Raw genomic sequence first — 14,217 nt, forward strand, 5'->3', positions numbered from 1 at the left:
AGGGCCAAAGGCCGAAATTAAGGTTTGGGAAAAGCCCCTAAGGCTAGGGTAACTTCTTTCCCTCTTTGATCTTTATTGTGATTCCTCTCGCTGATAACACCTGCGGGAATTTATAAAATATTGAAAACTGGCCATACCTCAGGCCAGTTTTTGAGAGTCTAAACCTAAATAGAAACCCGGGCTTTTAGTTAATAGAGAATTTGCCCCAGATGTTCGGCCATGAGTTTTATGACCGTGGCTGCGGAGGGAGCTGGTCCAGTGCGGATATCAATCCCGGGTGGATACTCCCCATAGGTTCCATAGGGAACAGTAGCGGACTCTTCTAGGTGAAGGTAGGGAGTCCACCGGGGAAGGGAATATATCTCTATCTCTGTCTCTACCGCGCCGCCACCGGTTGGGGCAGGCGGAAGAAGATAATTTATCCTACCCAGGAGGATATAGTCACAACCCTTTAGGCGTTGCCCCTTTAAAATAGGCCTTCCTTTAAGGAGCCTTATTTTTACCGGTAGATGGACTTCGAGCAGGGCATCACGGTATATCCTGGCGATGGCAGCTCCCAGCTGATCTGTCTGAGCCTCAAAGGTGGAGATACAAAAGGTACGATCGGCTTCAATAGGGCCGGTGGGGCCAAGATAGACTCGGGGACCACTGGTTTCGATCTGGGGAGGGCGGACCAGGGTACAACCCCAAAGACCAAAGAAGACCACCAGGAGACAAAGGCTGGGATAGTATCTCATTTTATCTCCGAAAAGGCCCTCCCGGAGCTTTCAGCGTAGATCAGGCTGGCCCGAATCCGACTAGGGGGGTGAGAATAAACAGGCTTTTCCTGAGCGCGGCTGAGAGAATAGATTCCCACGGCCGGGGCCATTTTGAGGGCCAAGCTTGAACCGCCGCCACAGCCGCTAAGAATCCCGCCTATTAAGACTGAGAGTAAGACAAAGGGCCATCGTTTCATCTCTTACTCCTCTAATCCACCATTTTACTTTTCTTTTTATCGGCCTTAATGATCGCTTGTTTTAGTCTTTTATTATCCCTTTTAGCCTTATTAAGGACCTCAAGGCTTGGCCTTTTAAGTCAAAAATCTTGGCGGTGCTATTTGAGTCTTGTAAAAAGGCCCACTTTATATTTGGCTAGGCGTTTCTTTATTGTGTTTTCCCCTCCGGGGCTGTCTTGTTCAAGGCCCAGAGCATCTGGCGGCAGAACCCTCTGATTATCTGAACTTCTTGAGCGGTTAACTCCAGGCGCCCCATGAATCTCCGGATATTGGTCAGATAGACCTGACGGGTATCTTTGGGAATGAAGCCGATTCGGTCAAATAGTTCTTCCAGATGGCGATACATGGCCTCGGTTTCGGCAAAAGTGGCCAGACGGGACTGGGGGAGCCTGGGAGATCTCCCGGAGGTGAAAAGCTCGTAGAGGACAACCACCACTGCCTGGGCTAGATTGAGGGAGGGAAACTCCGCCGTTGGAATAGTAATGGCTGTATGACAGTAGAAAAGTTCGGCGTTAGAAAGTCCTCGGTGTTCGGGGCCAAAGAGAAAGGCGACTTTATTTTTTTGGCTTAAGCCAGCCAGATGGGGGGCGATTTTTCGGGGAGTCTCAAACACTCGGCGATGACGTCCTAGACGGGCGGTAGTCCCTACGATGTAGGCATAGGGTTCAAGGGCCTCCCTAAGATCCTCAAAAACACGCAAATTGCGGGCAATATCAGCAGCTTCATGGGTGGCCATCTTTAAGATGGCCTCTTCATCCCACCTCTCTGGGGCCACGACCACTAAATCTTTAACTCCAAAGTTTTTGCAGGCCCTGGCCGCGGCCCCGATATTTTCGGGGTAGCGAGGTGAGACTAAAATAACGGCAATGTTTTCCATGTTGATGATCAGCTCCGGCATAGATCCTTCCAGATAAGTCTAACCACCTTCTCCCCTATCTTCTGAGTCTTTTCTCGGTGATCCTCCCATTTATCTCCTAAACGGTCGGTTACTAAAAGGACACAGGAAATCTTAAGGTCTAAAAATTGACCCACCTGCATCAAGGAAGAGATCTCCATGTCTAAGGCCCCAACCCCTCTTTTTTTTAGCTCCGAGACAAAAGCTATGGTTTCCCGGAAAGGGGCATCTGTGGAGGCGACAGGCCCTTCTTTAACCTGAAAGCCGGCTCTAATTAAGAGGCTTTTTAGTTGCTTCTGCCCCTCGTGCCAGGGGCGGCTTAAAGAATCGGGATAGTGGCGACTTACCCCCTCAAAGGAAAGCCCTTCTGTAGGCAGAAAGATCTCACCGGGCGAGATATCCTCGCTCAGGGAACCGCACCAGCCGAAGATGGTCACCTCCTTTATGTTACAGGCCTTCAAGGTCTCCAGAACCATGATCGCATGGGGTGCAGAGAGTGAAGGTCCGACTAAAAAGCCTTCTTTTTGTCGGACTATCCGGCAATAAGGGAGCCTTAGAGATTTAGGCCTTTGGCAAAGCCCCCGGGCCAGAGACCAGAAATCTCTGCTGGTGAGGATAAAAAAGCCCTTGGGAGGAAGACTTAGTCCTTCTGGACAGACGGGCTCTATAAACCGTGGTTCGGCCATCGTTATAAGGTGATAAATCTTAAATCTACTTTCAGCTTAAAGAAAGAAGCTTTGAGAAGAGTAGTCCAAAGTAAAAAAGGAAAGGGGAGGGCACTTATGGGTGCCCTCCCTAAGGGGGGCCTTTTAAAGGCCGGCCTTTGAGGTGGCCTCAATGCACTTTATAACCGGGGTGTAGTCTAGAGGTTCGCTCCAGCCGGCAATCTTGGCGGCTTTGGCGGCCGGTTCCTCAGGGCCCATACTCAGCAGGGCCTTTTTGACGGCCGCAGAAAGTTCTTTATCTACAAAAGGAAAGGTGAAAAAGGGCCATTCGGGATAGAGCCTGGTAGACCTGACGAAGGGAAAATCATCTTTCTTTTGATCAATAATTTTGAAATCAGCCAGCTTTATCTTGCCCTCATCCTGCATTCGCTCCAGGGTATCGGTTCTCACGGTGCCTCCATCAACCTGCCCCTTTAACACGGCGTAGACAACATTGTCGTGGGTCTTGCCGACCATTATTTTACCTAAGTCTGTTTTGGGATTAAGGCCTTTTTGCAGGAAGTGATAAAAGGCCATGTGGGCCCCGCCAAAAGATTTGAAGTTGACGATCATAAACTTTTTGCCCTTGAAATCGGCCACAGAATTGATGGCACTGTCCTTGCGGACAAAGATAACCCCTCCAAACTGATTGAGCTTTTGCCCCATCCGGACATTAATTAAGGTGGCTAGCGGCGTGGCCCCATATTTTTTAAGGTATACGTAGTATTGAGGGTTAACAATCAAAAAGTCGATCTTTTGTTTGGCCACCGCTGGTTCGATAGCCTCAAAGGAAAGCGGCCGGAGTTTGATAGTCTTTCCAGTCTGGGCTGATAGGTACTCGGCCGTCTTCTGCCAGCGTTCTATTGCCTTTCTCTTTCCCCGTTTGGCCAGCACCCCTAAGTAATAGACATCCTTGGCCCAAACCGGGGCGGTAAAGGAGAAAAGAACCAGTAGGGTAAGGGTGACAGTAAGGAGTCTCTTGATCATCGTTCCTCAAACCTCCTTGATTCAGTTTCTAGCTCCCATCGGTCTTTAGACCTTGAACTGGGAGACGATCTCCTTCATCTGTTGAGACAATTCGGCCAGCTTCTGGCTGTGTTCGCGGATAAGGCTCATGCTTTCTTTGGCCAGATGGCTGGCTTCTTTCATTTCTGGGATCAGTTTGGCTAGGGTATCCCCCTGTTGGCTCATCTCGGTGGCACTATCGCCAATGGCTGAAACCGTGGCCGTCTGTTCCTCTACGGCCGCGGCTATAGTGCCGGAGATGTCGTTGATCTGGGAGATAATTTCGGCGATCTCCCTGGTGGATTGAATGACCTTGCCTGTGGCCTCTTGAATGGCCTGGATTCTTTGACCAATACTTTCGGTGGCCTGTCCAGTTTGTTTGGCCAACTCCTTGACCTCGCCGGCAACTACAGCGAAACCCTTGCCGGCCTCCCCGGCCCGGGCCGCCTCAATGGTGGCGTTTAGGGCCAGGAGGTTGGTCTGCTCAGCAATGGAGGTGATAAAATTAAGAACCTCGCCGATTTCTTGAGAACCTTGATCCAGCTCAGCAATGATCTGACTGACTCCCTCTATCTTTTCTTGAGCTGTCTGGGCTACTTGAGCGGCTGAAGTCGTCTGGGTGGAGATCTCGGTGATGGCCTTTTCCATCTCGGCAATCATTCCGTGGACCTCATCGGCCCTTTTGGCCACGGTCTGACTGACTTCGGCAATGTTACTGGTGCGGCCATGAACCAGGCGACATCCCTGGCTAAGACTGCCTGAGGTCTGATCCAGATCCCCGGCGGCGACTTCAAGAACATTGGTCTGTTCCTTAACCCGGCCAATGAGGCGACGCAGCTTGTCCAAAAAGAGATTAAAGGCTGCGGCCAGTCGGCCCATCTCATCGCCACCGACTACCGGTAGCTCCTTGGTGAGGTCGCCTTCGCCCTGAGCAATGTCGGTCATGCGATCGACCACCTGGCGAAGATAACGACTGAGCTGCCAGGAGACAGCCAGGGCAAAGGCCATAACCACTAGGAAGCTGATCCCTACCACCAGGAGAGAGCGCATCATGGTTCCCCGGGCCAGGGCCTCAAGGGCGGAAAGGTCTCGAGAAACCACGAGGGCCCCCAGGGTTTTCCCGCCATATCCTTTAAGCGGGAATCCTCCCAGACCAAGATCTTTGTCTCGAATGATGGTTTCCTCTTTAAGAGTCTTCTGGAGAAATGAAGCCGGAACAAAGGAGGCCAGGGTTTGGTTTGTTGCTGCAGCCAGAAACATGTCTCCCACTTTGGCTTTAAAGGATGCCCTGGTGATTACGGCGGCCGCCTCCGGAGTAATAAAGGCTCCTATCTCTTGGCCACTTCCGCGGGCCAGTTTGAGGACCACCTTAAGGGGGATACTGGCCTCAACACTCCCCACGTACTCTCCATCCCAAAAAATGGGAGCGATAGCCCGGAGGGCCAATCCGCCTCGGCCTGGCTCGATCCCCGTCAAGAGTTTTTTGGTTTGAATAACATCGACGACCATCTGCCGGAATCCTTTAAGGTCGTCTCCGTACTTTTGGGGCTTCCAGGTTCGAAGGAAGGATCGTCCATCAGGGGTATGAAAGTGGAGAAAGAACTCCAGCCCGGAACTCTTTTGGGCCTGTTTGACAATAGGCAGGGCTATTTGAAGGAGCTGTTCCCGATTGGTAAGCCCCAGGGCCTCTTTTACCCCGTCAAGGGCGGCCACGGAGCTGGCTAACATGGTCTCTGTGGCTAAGGTCTGGTTGATAATTTTCCGGGTATTATCTAGGGCGTCTCGAACCCCTTCCTCGGCAGTTACAGAAATTAGCTTCTCCGAAGCCCCTTGCGAATGCCAGATGAAGACTCCGGAGAAGAAAAGGACTCCCAAGAGAAAAGGTAAAAGAATCTTGTACCTAATAGACAGATCCTTCCAGCGAAGATTAGCAGCCATATGCTCTCCCTCCTGAAAAAACGGTGAATAGAAATAAAAAAAAGAATTTTAGAAAACTTTTTAATAACTTTTTGTGTATTCCAGTTAATTTAACGGCTTTAGTCGGGAAAATCTTAAATATTATTCCTTTTGGGCTTAAAGTAAGCTTTTCCTCCTTGGCCTTGATAGAGGGGAGAACAAAGGTTAAAGAGGGGATGCAAATTAATGTCCGGAGGCATCCAAAAATGTTACGAATCGACCTTTCCCAGGAAGAGCTAAGCCAGGAGCAGCTAAGGGAGCTTGAAGCTATGTGGCGGCGCTGCGCCCGGAGAATTATACTGGCTACTACCCTGGCCGGCTGTGGTCATCCCGGAGGCTCTCTTTCTTCATTGCACCTTCTTTTGATGAGTTATGCCATTATGCGTCATGATCCTCAGCAGCCGCGTCATCCGGCTCGGGATCGCCTTCTGGTCAGCCATGGCCACATCTCTCCGGCGGTCTATAGTGTTTTGGTGGAGTATGGGTATGCCTCCGAGGAGGCCTTTCTTATGGAGTTTCGCCGGGCCGGTTCAGCCTTTGCCGGCCACGTAGAACAGACTGTGCCCGGGGTAGAATGGAATACCGGAAATCTGGGGCAAGGCCTTTCGGCCGCCTGTGGTATGGCTCTTTCTCTTAAACTCAAAGGCCTCAAGGACAGGCGGGTCCTTTGTCTTATGGGCGATGGTGAGCAACAAAAGGGTCAGGTCATTGAGGCCCGGCGTTTCGCCGTTAAGTTTGACCTGGACAACCTCATGGTCATCGTTGACCGAAATCATCTCCAGATAGGTGGTGATACCGATCTTATCATCCCCCAATCAATAAGAGATGAATATCGGGCCACCTTTTGGAACGTGATCTATCTCTGTGATGGCCACGACTTTGCCGCTATTTACCGGGCCCTGCGCCGGGCTTGGCTTAAAGAGGTGGAAAATCCTGCCCGTCCCACGGCCATTTTGGCCCGGACGGTAATGGGCAAGGGTATTTCCTTTATGGAGAATGTGGCCCGCTGGCACGGAGAGGCCCTCAAGCCGGATATGGCCAGGGAGGCCTTAAAGGAGTTGGGATACGATGAAGACATTGAGGCCCTTTTTGAACGCCGTAAGGCCTACGTTAACTTCGTAAAACCTTTTGATGTTGAGGTTGACTATCCGGATATAGATCCTGGTCAGCCTGTGGTTTATGGCCCGGAGGTTAAATTAGATAACCGTTCGGCCTATGGTAAGGCCTTAAGGAGCTTGGCAGAGATCAACAACCTTCCGGGAGAAAGGCCCAAAATTTTAGGGTTTTCTTGCGATCTTGAAGGATCCGTAAAGATGACAGCCTTTAAAGAGTGGTCGCCAGAGGCCTTTTTTGAATCCGGAATCCAGGAGCATCACGCCGCGGCTGCTGCCGGAGCCGCTTCCCGGGAGGGATTTGCGGTCTTTTTTTCTACCTTTGGAGTTTTTGCCGTCTGTGAGACTTATAACCAACAGCGTCTAAACGATCTTAATCACACCCATCTCAAGGTTGTGGCCACCCACCTGGGGCTTGATGTCGGTGAGGATGGTCCGACCCATCAGTGTCTAGATTACCTGGGTCTTCTCCAGAATCTCTTTGGTTTTTCCATATTTTTGCCTGCTGATCCCAACCAGACCGACCGTATTATCCGTTATGTAGCTACCCATCCTGGTAACTTCTTTGTAGGTATGGGGCGTTCTAAGACTCCCATTATCCTTGATGAAGAAGGCCGGCCCTTCTTTGGGGAAGATTACCGTTTTGAGCCCGGCCGGGCCGACTGGATCCGACGGGGCGATGACGGAACCTTTATCTGTTTTGGGCCGCTAGTCTCCCGGGCCCTTGAAGCCCGTGAGATCCTGGCGAAAGAGGGGCTATCTATCGGAGTTCTCAATATGGCCTCCTTCCGGCCGCTGGACACCCGGGCCATCCTTGATGCCGCTCTTGTTGGCCCTATCGTCACCGCTGAGGATCACGTGGTGGATACAGGGCTTGGGGCGGCGGTGGCTAGGGTTTTAGTCGATGCCGGAGTGGTCGTTCCCTTCCGGCGCTGTGGGGTTTCAACCTACGGCTCAAGCGGAAAGCCAGATGATCTTTATCGCCGCCAAGGGCTCGACCCTCAATCCCTGGCCCAAAAGATGAAGGAGCTCATTAAGGGATGAAGGCCATAAGAATCGGTCCTCTGAACTTTGATCCTAAAGGGCCGCCTCTCCTTGTCGCCGGCCCTTGTGTCCTGGAAGAACTCGACCTGGCCATTCGGATCGCCCTTTTTATGAAGGAGGCCGCCGAGAGAACGGGTTTTCTTTATGTCTTCAAGGCCTCCTTTGACAAGGCGAATCGCACCAGCCTTTCCTCCTATAGAGGGCCGGGGTTTGAGGAAGGCCTTAAGATGCTGGCCCGGATCAAAGAGGTGGCCGGTGTCCCTGTGCTTTCGGATATCCATGAGTCATGGCAGGCTGAAGCCGCGGCGGAGGTTCTAGACGCCATCCAGATTCCGGCCTTTTTGTGTCGTCAAACTGATCTTATCCTGGCTGCCGCCAGGACCAAGAAGGCTGTAAACATCAAGAAAGGCCAGTTTATGGCCCCTTGGGATATGCGCTACGCCCTGGAGAAGGCGATCTCTGTAGGAAATGAGAACCTTTTTCTTACCGAAAGGGGAGTGAGTTTCGGCTATCGTAACTTGGTGGTGGATATGAGAACCTTCGCCATCATGGCCCGATTTGGCTATCCGGTTATCTTTGACGCCACCCACAGCGTTCAGCTACCAGGTGGTGGAGAAGGGAGAAGCGGGGGCGAGAGGGAGTTTGTAGCTCCTTTGGCCCGGGCGGCTGTGGCGGCCGGTGCCCATGGAGTTTTTATGGAAGTCCACGAGAATCCAGAAAGAGCCCGCTGCGATGGGCCCAACTCACTTTCCCTCTATCAAGCAGCCAGACTTCTTGAAGACCTGGCCCGGATCTACAGCTTGCGAGATGATTTTCTATCCCTCTGAAATACTCAAGCGGGCGGAGAATGTTCGCCTTCTCCTTCTTGATGTGGATGGTGTTCTCACCGATGGGCAGATTGTGGTTGCGGCTGATGGCAGTGAGATAAAGAGCTTTTGTGTCCATGACGGCATGGGAATTAAGCTGCTTCAGATGGCCGGGATAGAAGTGGCGGTTCTCACCAGCCGGATAAGCCCCCCCTTGGCTCATCGGGCCAGAGAACTTGGTATTAAGACCGTCATCCAGGGGAGTCTTCATAAGCTGGAACTGTATCTTGAGCTACTTCGAGAAAAGGGCCTCAAAGATTATCAGGTAGCCTACATGGGAGATGACTGGATAGATCTTCCGGTCTTAAAAAGGGTAGGGCTGGCGGTTAGCGTGCCTGGTGCCTGGCCTCCTGTTAAGGAGTATGTCCATTATGTCACCAATCTTCCTGGAGGCCATGGGGCAGTAAGAGAGGTGTGTGATCTTATCTTAAAGGCCCAGAAAAAGTGGGAGGAGATCTTGCAATGCTTTCTCGCTTCAGAGTTGTCTTGCTTTTGATGCTGGCCTTTGCCCTTTCGGCCTGCGCTACGTCTCAAGAAAGGCCTCCTTCCCCTCCTTCGGAGGAAGAGACCCCAGATCTCATCCTCAAAGATGTAGAGTTTGTCGAATATCAAGGGCCAAAACCCGGATACGTGGTTCTGGCGGCCGAAGCCAGCCTAATAGAAGATGAAGACCGCCTTTTTTTAAAAGAGGTGAGGATAAGGGAGATCAAGCCTACCCAAAAGGGCCTTTATGTTCGGGGAGATCGGGGCTGGTATGATCTTAAAGAAGGACGGCTTTTTTTGGAGGGTTCGGTAGTGATAAAGACCAGAAACCGGGGAGTCTTAGAGACCCAAAGCCTTCTCTATCTTTCCCGTCAAGATGAATTGGTAGGGGAGGAAGAAGTCCTCATCAAAGGAGAAGGGACGACTATCCGGGGAATTGGTTTTGTTTATGAAATTAAAAAAGGAAGGCTTAAGGTATGCCAGAAGGTGGAGTTGATCGGTCAAGATTTTATTTGAATCGGCTGGCTATTGGCCTAGGTGTTTTTTGGGTTCTTATGGCCTTTTTCCCGGTAGCTCTCCAGGCTGGGGCTCCCGTTAAGATCACCAGCGACCAGTTAGAGTCTCTCGATGACAAACAGATGATCATCTTCACCGGCCACGTGGTGGCCAAAAAGGAAAATCTTACTGTCTATGCCGACAAGCTAGTGGTTTACTACCGTCCGGTTAAAACCGATAAAGGGATACGGAAGAAGGTCTACAAGATGGTAGCCTTGGGAAACGTCAAAATAGTGCAGCAGAATTCCTGGGTGGCTACCGGTGGAGTGGCCACCTACTTTCGCCAGGAGGAAAAGGTTGTCCTGGAGGACAACCCCCAGGTGGTAAAAGGGGGGAACGTCGTCCGGGGCAAAAAAATCACCCTCTTTCTCAACGAAGACCGAAGCTTGGTTGAGGCCGCCCCTGGCAAGAAGGTGGAGGCCATCGTTTATCCCGAAGAATGAAATGCAGGCCGATCATCTTCAGGCCCAGGGTTTGGTTAAGGAGTATCACCGGCGGCGTGTGGTCGATGGGGTGGATCTTTCCGTCTCCCGGGGGGAGATAGTTGGCCTCCTCGGACCAAATGGGGCCGGCAAAACAACCACCTTCTATATGGTTGCCGGCCTTATTCGTCCTGACAGCGGACGGGTTTTTCTTGATGAGGAGGAAATCACGCACTTTCCCATGCATCGGAGGGCCAGGCTGGGAATTACCTATCTTCCGCAGGAGGCTTCTATCTTTCGCAAGCTTACAGTGATGGAGAATGTTCTGGCCATTCTGGAAAGAAGGGGCCTTTCCCGGCGGGAGTGTCGGCGCAGGGCCGAACAACTGGTGGCCGAATTTGGTCTGGAACACGTGGCCACTCAGAAGGGCTATCAGCTTTCCGGTGGAGAAAGAAGACGGGTTGAGATCATGAGGGCCCTGGCCACTGACCCGAGTTTTGTTCTTCTGGACGAGCCCTTCGCCGGTATCGATCCTCTGGCTGTGGCCGATCTCCAGGGTCTTATCCGGGAACTTAAGGAACGGGACTTGGGAGTCATTATCTCTGACCACAATGTTCGGGAAACCTTGACGGTCTGTGACCGCGCCTATATTGTAAGTCAAGGAAAGATCATTGAAGAAGGCACCCCTTACGAGATTGCCCGGAGCGAAAGGGCCCGTAAGTTCTATCTGGGTGAAGGTTTTAGCCTCTAGACATGGCCCTTGAACTTAGACAACATCTCAAACTGACCCAACAGTTGGTCATGACTCCCCAGCTGCAGCAGGCTATCAAGCTGTTGCAGCTCTCCCGCCTTGAACTTCAGGAGACCATCGAACAAGAAATAGAACAAAATCCCCTATTAGAAGATTCTTTAGAAGGCCGGGATGATTTTACCAGTTACTCCGAGGAGGAGCCGGAGCTGGCTGTCCCTGAAGTCTCTCTCTCTCCGGCCGACGAGGGCCCCTGGGGTGATGAACCAATAAAAGACACCGATTGGAGCGAATACAGTGACTACTTTGATAACGAACGCTCCTCGGCGGTGATGAGCTTTGCCTACGAGGAAAAGGAGCCTATTTCCTTTGAGGGAAGTGTCTCCGGACCCACCTCCTTGACCTCCCACCTGATGTGGCAGCTTCAGCTCTCAGACCTTGAGGAGGTTGATCGTCTTGTGGCCGCCCACATCATTGGCAATCTAGATCCCAATGGCTATCTGGCGGTCCCTATTGAAGATATTGCTCGTGAGACAGGGGTCACGGAGGCCAAGGTGCTGGAGGTCCTGGCCAAGGTCCAGGAGTTTGATCCGGTGGGAGTGGCTGCCCGGGATCTCCGGGAATGTCTTCTCATTCAGATCCGGCATCTTGGTCTAGAGGGTAGCGTGGTAGAAAAGATCGTTCGGGATCATCTGAGATCTCTAGAGCTTAAAAATTATCAGGCCATTGCCCGGGAGCTAGAGATTCCTCTGGAGGAGGTTGTTCAGGCGGTAGAAGTTATCTCTCAGCTTGAGCCCCGACCGGGCCGCAATTATAGTGGAGAGGCCACTCATTATATTGTTCCAGATATCTTTGTTTACAAGGTAGATGATGACTATGTCATTGTCCTCAACGATGAAGGGTTGCCTCGCTTAAGAGTAAGTCCACACTATCGTCGGCTCCTTCAAGATCCTTCAGTTCCTCTGGAGACCAAACAGTATATTCAAAAAAAGCTCCGATCGGCCCTCTGGTTGATCAAGAGTCTTCATCAGCGGCAGCGAACCATCTATCGGGTAACCGAATCCATAATGCGTTTCCAACGCGAATTTCTGGACAAGGGGATCGCTTATCTTCGGCCCCTCATCCTCAAGGATGTGGCTGAAGATGTGGGCATGCATGAATCCACCATCAGCCGGGTGACCACCGGCAAATATGTCCAGACTCCCCAAGGTCTTTTTGAGCTGAAATTTTTCTTCAACACCGGGATAAACCGGGTTGGGGGAGATCAGGTCTCATCTCAGAGCGTTCGAGAGAGGATAAAACAGATTATTCAGACGGAAGATCCAGCTAAACCTTTTAGTGACCAAAAGATCGCCAACCTCCTTAAAGAACGCTACGGGATTGAGATCGCCCGGCGGACGGTGGCGAAATATCGAGAAATGATGGGTATCTTGCCTGCCAGCCGGCGCAAAAAGCCGGCTTTGTCCACCAAATGATGAGCAACCCTTTAGCCGTTGACACCGGCTCGGGCCAGGTGTTATCAAGCCGGCGTAGGAGGTAAGTCCATGCAAATTAATGTTACCTTTAGACGTTTAGACCCTTCCCAAGGTCTAAAAGACTATGCGGTAAAGAGGCTCAGTAAACTGGCCAAATATTTCGGTGGGCCCACTGAGGTAAACGTTATTCTGACCACAGAAAAGTTTCGTCAGATTGCTGAGGTGGTCATCACCGGAAATGGCCTTAACCTGAGTGGCAAGGAAGAGACCAATGATATGTACTCGGCGATAGACCTGGTGGTGGACAAGATGGAGCGCCAATTGCGCCGCCATCGGGAGAAAATTAAAAGCCATAAGGGCCGTGGCCCGGGGCGGACAGTGACCGCTTCTGCGGCTCCGGTGGAGTCAGAGGGCAAGAACGTGGTGGTGGAACAGGTTACGGCCAAACCCCTTTCTGTGGAGGAGGCCATAGATCAGCTGGAGCTTATGGGATACCAGTTCTTGGTCTTTGTTAACGCTGATACGGAAAGCCTGAATGTTATCTATCGTCGCCCTGATGGCCACTACGGGTTGATTCAGCCGGAGTCTTTGTAATCCCTGGCCAGCCTGGCCCGAGCCATGAGGATCTTGGACTTCATTGATAAAAACTGTATTGTCCCTAAACTCAAATCCCGGGACAAGTGGGCTGTCTTTGAGGAGCTGGCCCGGATAATTACTAACCACCGAAATGATCTCCGGGCCACAGAGATTGTCCGGGTTCTTACCGAGCGGGAGAAACTGGGCAGCACCGGTATTGGTCACGGAGTGGCCATTCCTCACGGTAAAATGAAGGGTCTTGATCGCTTAATCATCTGTGTCGCTCGGAGTGACCAAGGGATAGACTTTGAGGCCCTGGACAAACAGCCTGTCCACCTAATTTTTCTCATTCTGGCCCCGGATGACGCTGCCGGTTTATACCTTAAACTTTTGGCCCGGCTCTCCCGCCTTCTTAAGGAACCTCTCTTTCGGGAAAGGCTTATGGCTGCCAAAGATCCGGAAGAGATCCTCACTATAATTCAAGAGGCGGATTCGGAGTTCTAGTGTCACTTGATACGGTCATCATTACCGGTCTTTCTGGCTCAGGAAAGAGCACTGCCCTCAAGGCCTTTGAAGACATTGGTTATTTCTGTGTTGATAATCTCCCCATCCTTCTATTGCCGGAGTTTTTGGCCTTAAAGGATCAAGAGGTTTCCTCTGGAGAGAAGCTTAAAGTGGCCATTGTCATGGATCTCCGGGAGAAGACATTCCTGGACCAGTATCAGTCTATTTTTTGTCAGGTCAAAGAACAGGGATACCATCTGGAGATCCTTTTTTTGGAAGCCAGCGATGAAGTCCTCATTCAGCGCTTTAGCCAGACCCGCCGACCACACCCTCTCGCCCCCAAGGGCTCTCTGGCTGAGGGTATTCGCTTAGAGCGAGAGCGTCTTCAAGGCATCAAAGAGTGGGCCCATCAGGTGGTAGATACCTCCCGATTTAATGTTCACCAGCTTCGGGCAGAGATAATTCGTCTCTACGCCCACCGAGAGGACTTGGTTCGTCCAACTATTCATATTATTTCTTTTGGTTTTAAATATGGTGTCCCCCCAGAGGCCAATATGGTTCTAGACGTTCGTTTTCTACCTAACCCTTACTTTAATCCCCTGCTTAAACCTCTTGACGGACGGCAAGAGGCGGTTAAAGATTTTGTCCTTCGTAGTGAGGAGGCTCGGCGTTTTTTAGAGCATCTGGAGGGGCTCCTGGGATTCCTGCTGCCACTCTATCATCGTGAAGGTAAGGCCTACATGGTTATCGCTGTAGGCTGTACCGGGGGGCGTCATCGTTCGGTAGTGATGGCCGAGCAGCTTCGCCAGATCTTGATGGGGATGGGTGAAGACGTTCTTATTACCCATCGGGACATGGACAAGGACTAAAGGGGAAAT

General features: G+C 51.5%; 16 protein-coding genes. 10 read left to right on the forward strand and 6 right to left on the reverse strand.

Annotated elements, in window-relative coordinates:
* Positions 1–188 precede the first annotated feature (188 nt).
* From G4V39_RS08205 to G4V39_RS08230, 6 genes are all read right to left on the reverse strand, one after another.
* Complete coding sequence (locus G4V39_RS08205) at positions 189–737, reverse strand: hypothetical protein (protein WP_166032470.1); 549 nt, start codon at positions 735–737, stop codon at positions 189–191.
* Entirely contained in the window at positions 734–955 is a 222-nt protein-coding gene (locus G4V39_RS08210; RefSeq protein ID WP_166032471.1) for a hypothetical protein, read from the reverse strand. Before G4V39_RS08210 ends, G4V39_RS08205 begins: the two co-directional genes overlap by 4 nt.
* A gap of 187 nt (positions 956–1,142) precedes the next feature.
* Positions 1,143–1,892, reverse strand: coding sequence for an RNA methyltransferase (locus G4V39_RS08215; RefSeq protein WP_246169644.1), 750 nt, complete (start codon positions 1,890–1,892; stop codon positions 1,143–1,145).
* Complete coding sequence (locus G4V39_RS08220; RefSeq protein WP_166032472.1) at positions 1,880–2,575, reverse strand: nucleoside phosphorylase; 696 nt, start codon at positions 2,573–2,575, stop codon at positions 1,880–1,882. Before G4V39_RS08220 ends, G4V39_RS08215 begins: the two co-directional genes overlap by 13 nt.
* Positions 2,576–2,698: 123 nt before the next feature.
* Positions 2,699–3,580 (reverse strand): phosphate/phosphite/phosphonate ABC transporter substrate-binding protein, encoded by an 882-nt coding sequence (locus G4V39_RS08225; protein WP_166032473.1) that lies wholly within the window; start codon positions 3,578–3,580, stop codon positions 2,699–2,701.
* A gap of 45 nt (positions 3,581–3,625) precedes the next feature.
* Positions 3,626–5,536 (reverse strand): methyl-accepting chemotaxis protein, encoded by a 1,911-nt coding sequence (locus tag G4V39_RS08230; RefSeq protein WP_166032474.1) that lies wholly within the window; start codon positions 5,534–5,536, stop codon positions 3,626–3,628.
* 224 nt (positions 5,537–5,760) lie between these two features.
* Here G4V39_RS08230 and G4V39_RS08235 point away from each other — a divergent pair, with 224 nt between their 5' ends.
* From G4V39_RS08235 to rapZ, 10 genes are all read left to right on the forward strand, one after another.
* On the forward strand, positions 5,761–7,710 hold the full coding sequence (locus G4V39_RS08235; RefSeq protein ID WP_166032475.1) for a transketolase: 1,950 nt from the start codon (positions 5,761–5,763) through the stop codon (positions 7,708–7,710).
* Positions 7,707–8,537 (forward strand): 3-deoxy-8-phosphooctulonate synthase, encoded by an 831-nt coding sequence (gene kdsA, locus G4V39_RS08240; protein WP_166032476.1) that lies wholly within the window; start codon positions 7,707–7,709, stop codon positions 8,535–8,537. The genes G4V39_RS08235 and kdsA overlap by 4 nt, the downstream gene beginning before the upstream one ends.
* Complete coding sequence (locus tag G4V39_RS08245) at positions 8,518–9,072, forward strand: KdsC family phosphatase (protein WP_166032477.1); 555 nt, start codon at positions 8,518–8,520, stop codon at positions 9,070–9,072. Before kdsA ends, G4V39_RS08245 begins: the two co-directional genes overlap by 20 nt.
* Positions 9,039–9,575, forward strand: a complete 537-nt coding sequence (gene lptC / locus G4V39_RS08250) for an LPS export ABC transporter periplasmic protein LptC (RefSeq protein ID WP_166032478.1) — start codon at positions 9,039–9,041, stop codon at positions 9,573–9,575. The genes G4V39_RS08245 and lptC overlap by 34 nt, the downstream gene beginning before the upstream one ends.
* Entirely contained in the window at positions 9,572–10,057 is a 486-nt protein-coding gene (lptA, locus tag G4V39_RS08255; protein ID WP_166032479.1) for a lipopolysaccharide transport periplasmic protein LptA, read from the forward strand. The genes lptC and lptA overlap by 4 nt, the downstream gene beginning before the upstream one ends.
* Position 10,058: 1 nt before the next feature.
* Complete coding sequence (lptB, locus tag G4V39_RS08260; RefSeq protein ID WP_166032480.1) at positions 10,059–10,787, forward strand: LPS export ABC transporter ATP-binding protein; 729 nt, start codon at positions 10,059–10,061, stop codon at positions 10,785–10,787.
* A 2-nt stretch (positions 10,788–10,789) separates the two neighbouring features.
* Positions 10,790–12,259: an RNA polymerase factor sigma-54 gene (gene rpoN, locus G4V39_RS08265; protein ID WP_166032481.1), complete on the forward strand. Its 1,470-nt coding sequence runs from the start codon at positions 10,790–10,792 to the stop codon at positions 12,257–12,259.
* Between the two features lie 69 nt (positions 12,260–12,328).
* Positions 12,329–12,853 carry a ribosome hibernation-promoting factor, HPF/YfiA family gene (gene hpf, locus G4V39_RS08270; RefSeq protein WP_166032482.1) on the forward strand — a complete coding sequence of 175 codons (525 nt, stop codon included), beginning with the start codon at positions 12,329–12,331 and terminating at the stop codon, positions 12,851–12,853.
* Positions 12,854–12,877: 24 nt separating this feature from the next.
* Positions 12,878–13,339: a PTS sugar transporter subunit IIA gene (locus G4V39_RS08275; RefSeq protein ID WP_166032483.1), complete on the forward strand. Its 462-nt coding sequence runs from the start codon at positions 12,878–12,880 to the stop codon at positions 13,337–13,339.
* Entirely contained in the window at positions 13,339–14,208 is an 870-nt protein-coding gene (gene rapZ / locus G4V39_RS08280) for an RNase adapter RapZ (RefSeq protein WP_166032484.1), read from the forward strand. The genes G4V39_RS08275 and rapZ overlap by 1 nt, the downstream gene beginning before the upstream one ends.
* Positions 14,209–14,217: the final 9 nt, after the last annotated feature.

The sequence above is a fragment of the Thermosulfuriphilus ammonigenes genome (assembly GCF_011207455.1).
GTDB lineage: Bacteria > Desulfobacterota > Thermodesulfobacteria > Thermodesulfobacteriales > ST65 > Thermosulfuriphilus > Thermosulfuriphilus ammonigenes.

Coding starts and splice junctions, on each gene's coding strand:
- G4V39_RS08205 (WP_166032470.1), bottom strand. CDS start 737: ATGAGATACTATCCCAGCCTTTGTCTCCTGGTGGTCTTCTTTGGTCTT.
- G4V39_RS08210 (WP_166032471.1), bottom strand. CDS start 955: ATGAAACGATGGCCCTTTGTCTTACTCTCAGTCTTAATAGGCGGGATT.
- G4V39_RS08215 (WP_246169644.1), bottom strand. CDS start 1,892: ATGCCGGAGCTGATCATCAACATGGAAAACATTGCCGTTATTTTAGTC.
- G4V39_RS08220 (WP_166032472.1), bottom strand. CDS start 2,575: ATGGCCGAACCACGGTTTATAGAGCCCGTCTGTCCAGAAGGACTAAGT.
- G4V39_RS08225 (WP_166032473.1), bottom strand. CDS start 3,580: ATGATCAAGAGACTCCTTACTGTCACCCTTACCCTACTGGTTCTTTTC.
- G4V39_RS08230 (WP_166032474.1), bottom strand. CDS start 5,536: ATGGCTGCTAATCTTCGCTGGAAGGATCTGTCTATTAGGTACAAGATT.
- G4V39_RS08235 (WP_166032475.1), top strand. CDS start 5,761: ATGTTACGAATCGACCTTTCCCAGGAAGAGCTAAGCCAGGAGCAGCTA.
- kdsA (WP_166032476.1), top strand. CDS start 7,707: ATGAAGGCCATAAGAATCGGTCCTCTGAACTTTGATCCTAAAGGGCCG.
- G4V39_RS08245 (WP_166032477.1), top strand. CDS start 8,518: ATGATTTTCTATCCCTCTGAAATACTCAAGCGGGCGGAGAATGTTCGC.
- lptC (WP_166032478.1), top strand. CDS start 9,039: ATGCTTTCTCGCTTCAGAGTTGTCTTGCTTTTGATGCTGGCCTTTGCC.
- lptB (WP_166032480.1), top strand. CDS start 10,059: ATGCAGGCCGATCATCTTCAGGCCCAGGGTTTGGTTAAGGAGTATCAC.
- rpoN (WP_166032481.1), top strand. CDS start 10,790: ATGGCCCTTGAACTTAGACAACATCTCAAACTGACCCAACAGTTGGTC.
- hpf (WP_166032482.1), top strand. CDS start 12,329: ATGCAAATTAATGTTACCTTTAGACGTTTAGACCCTTCCCAAGGTCTA.
- G4V39_RS08275 (WP_166032483.1), top strand. CDS start 12,878: ATGAGGATCTTGGACTTCATTGATAAAAACTGTATTGTCCCTAAACTC.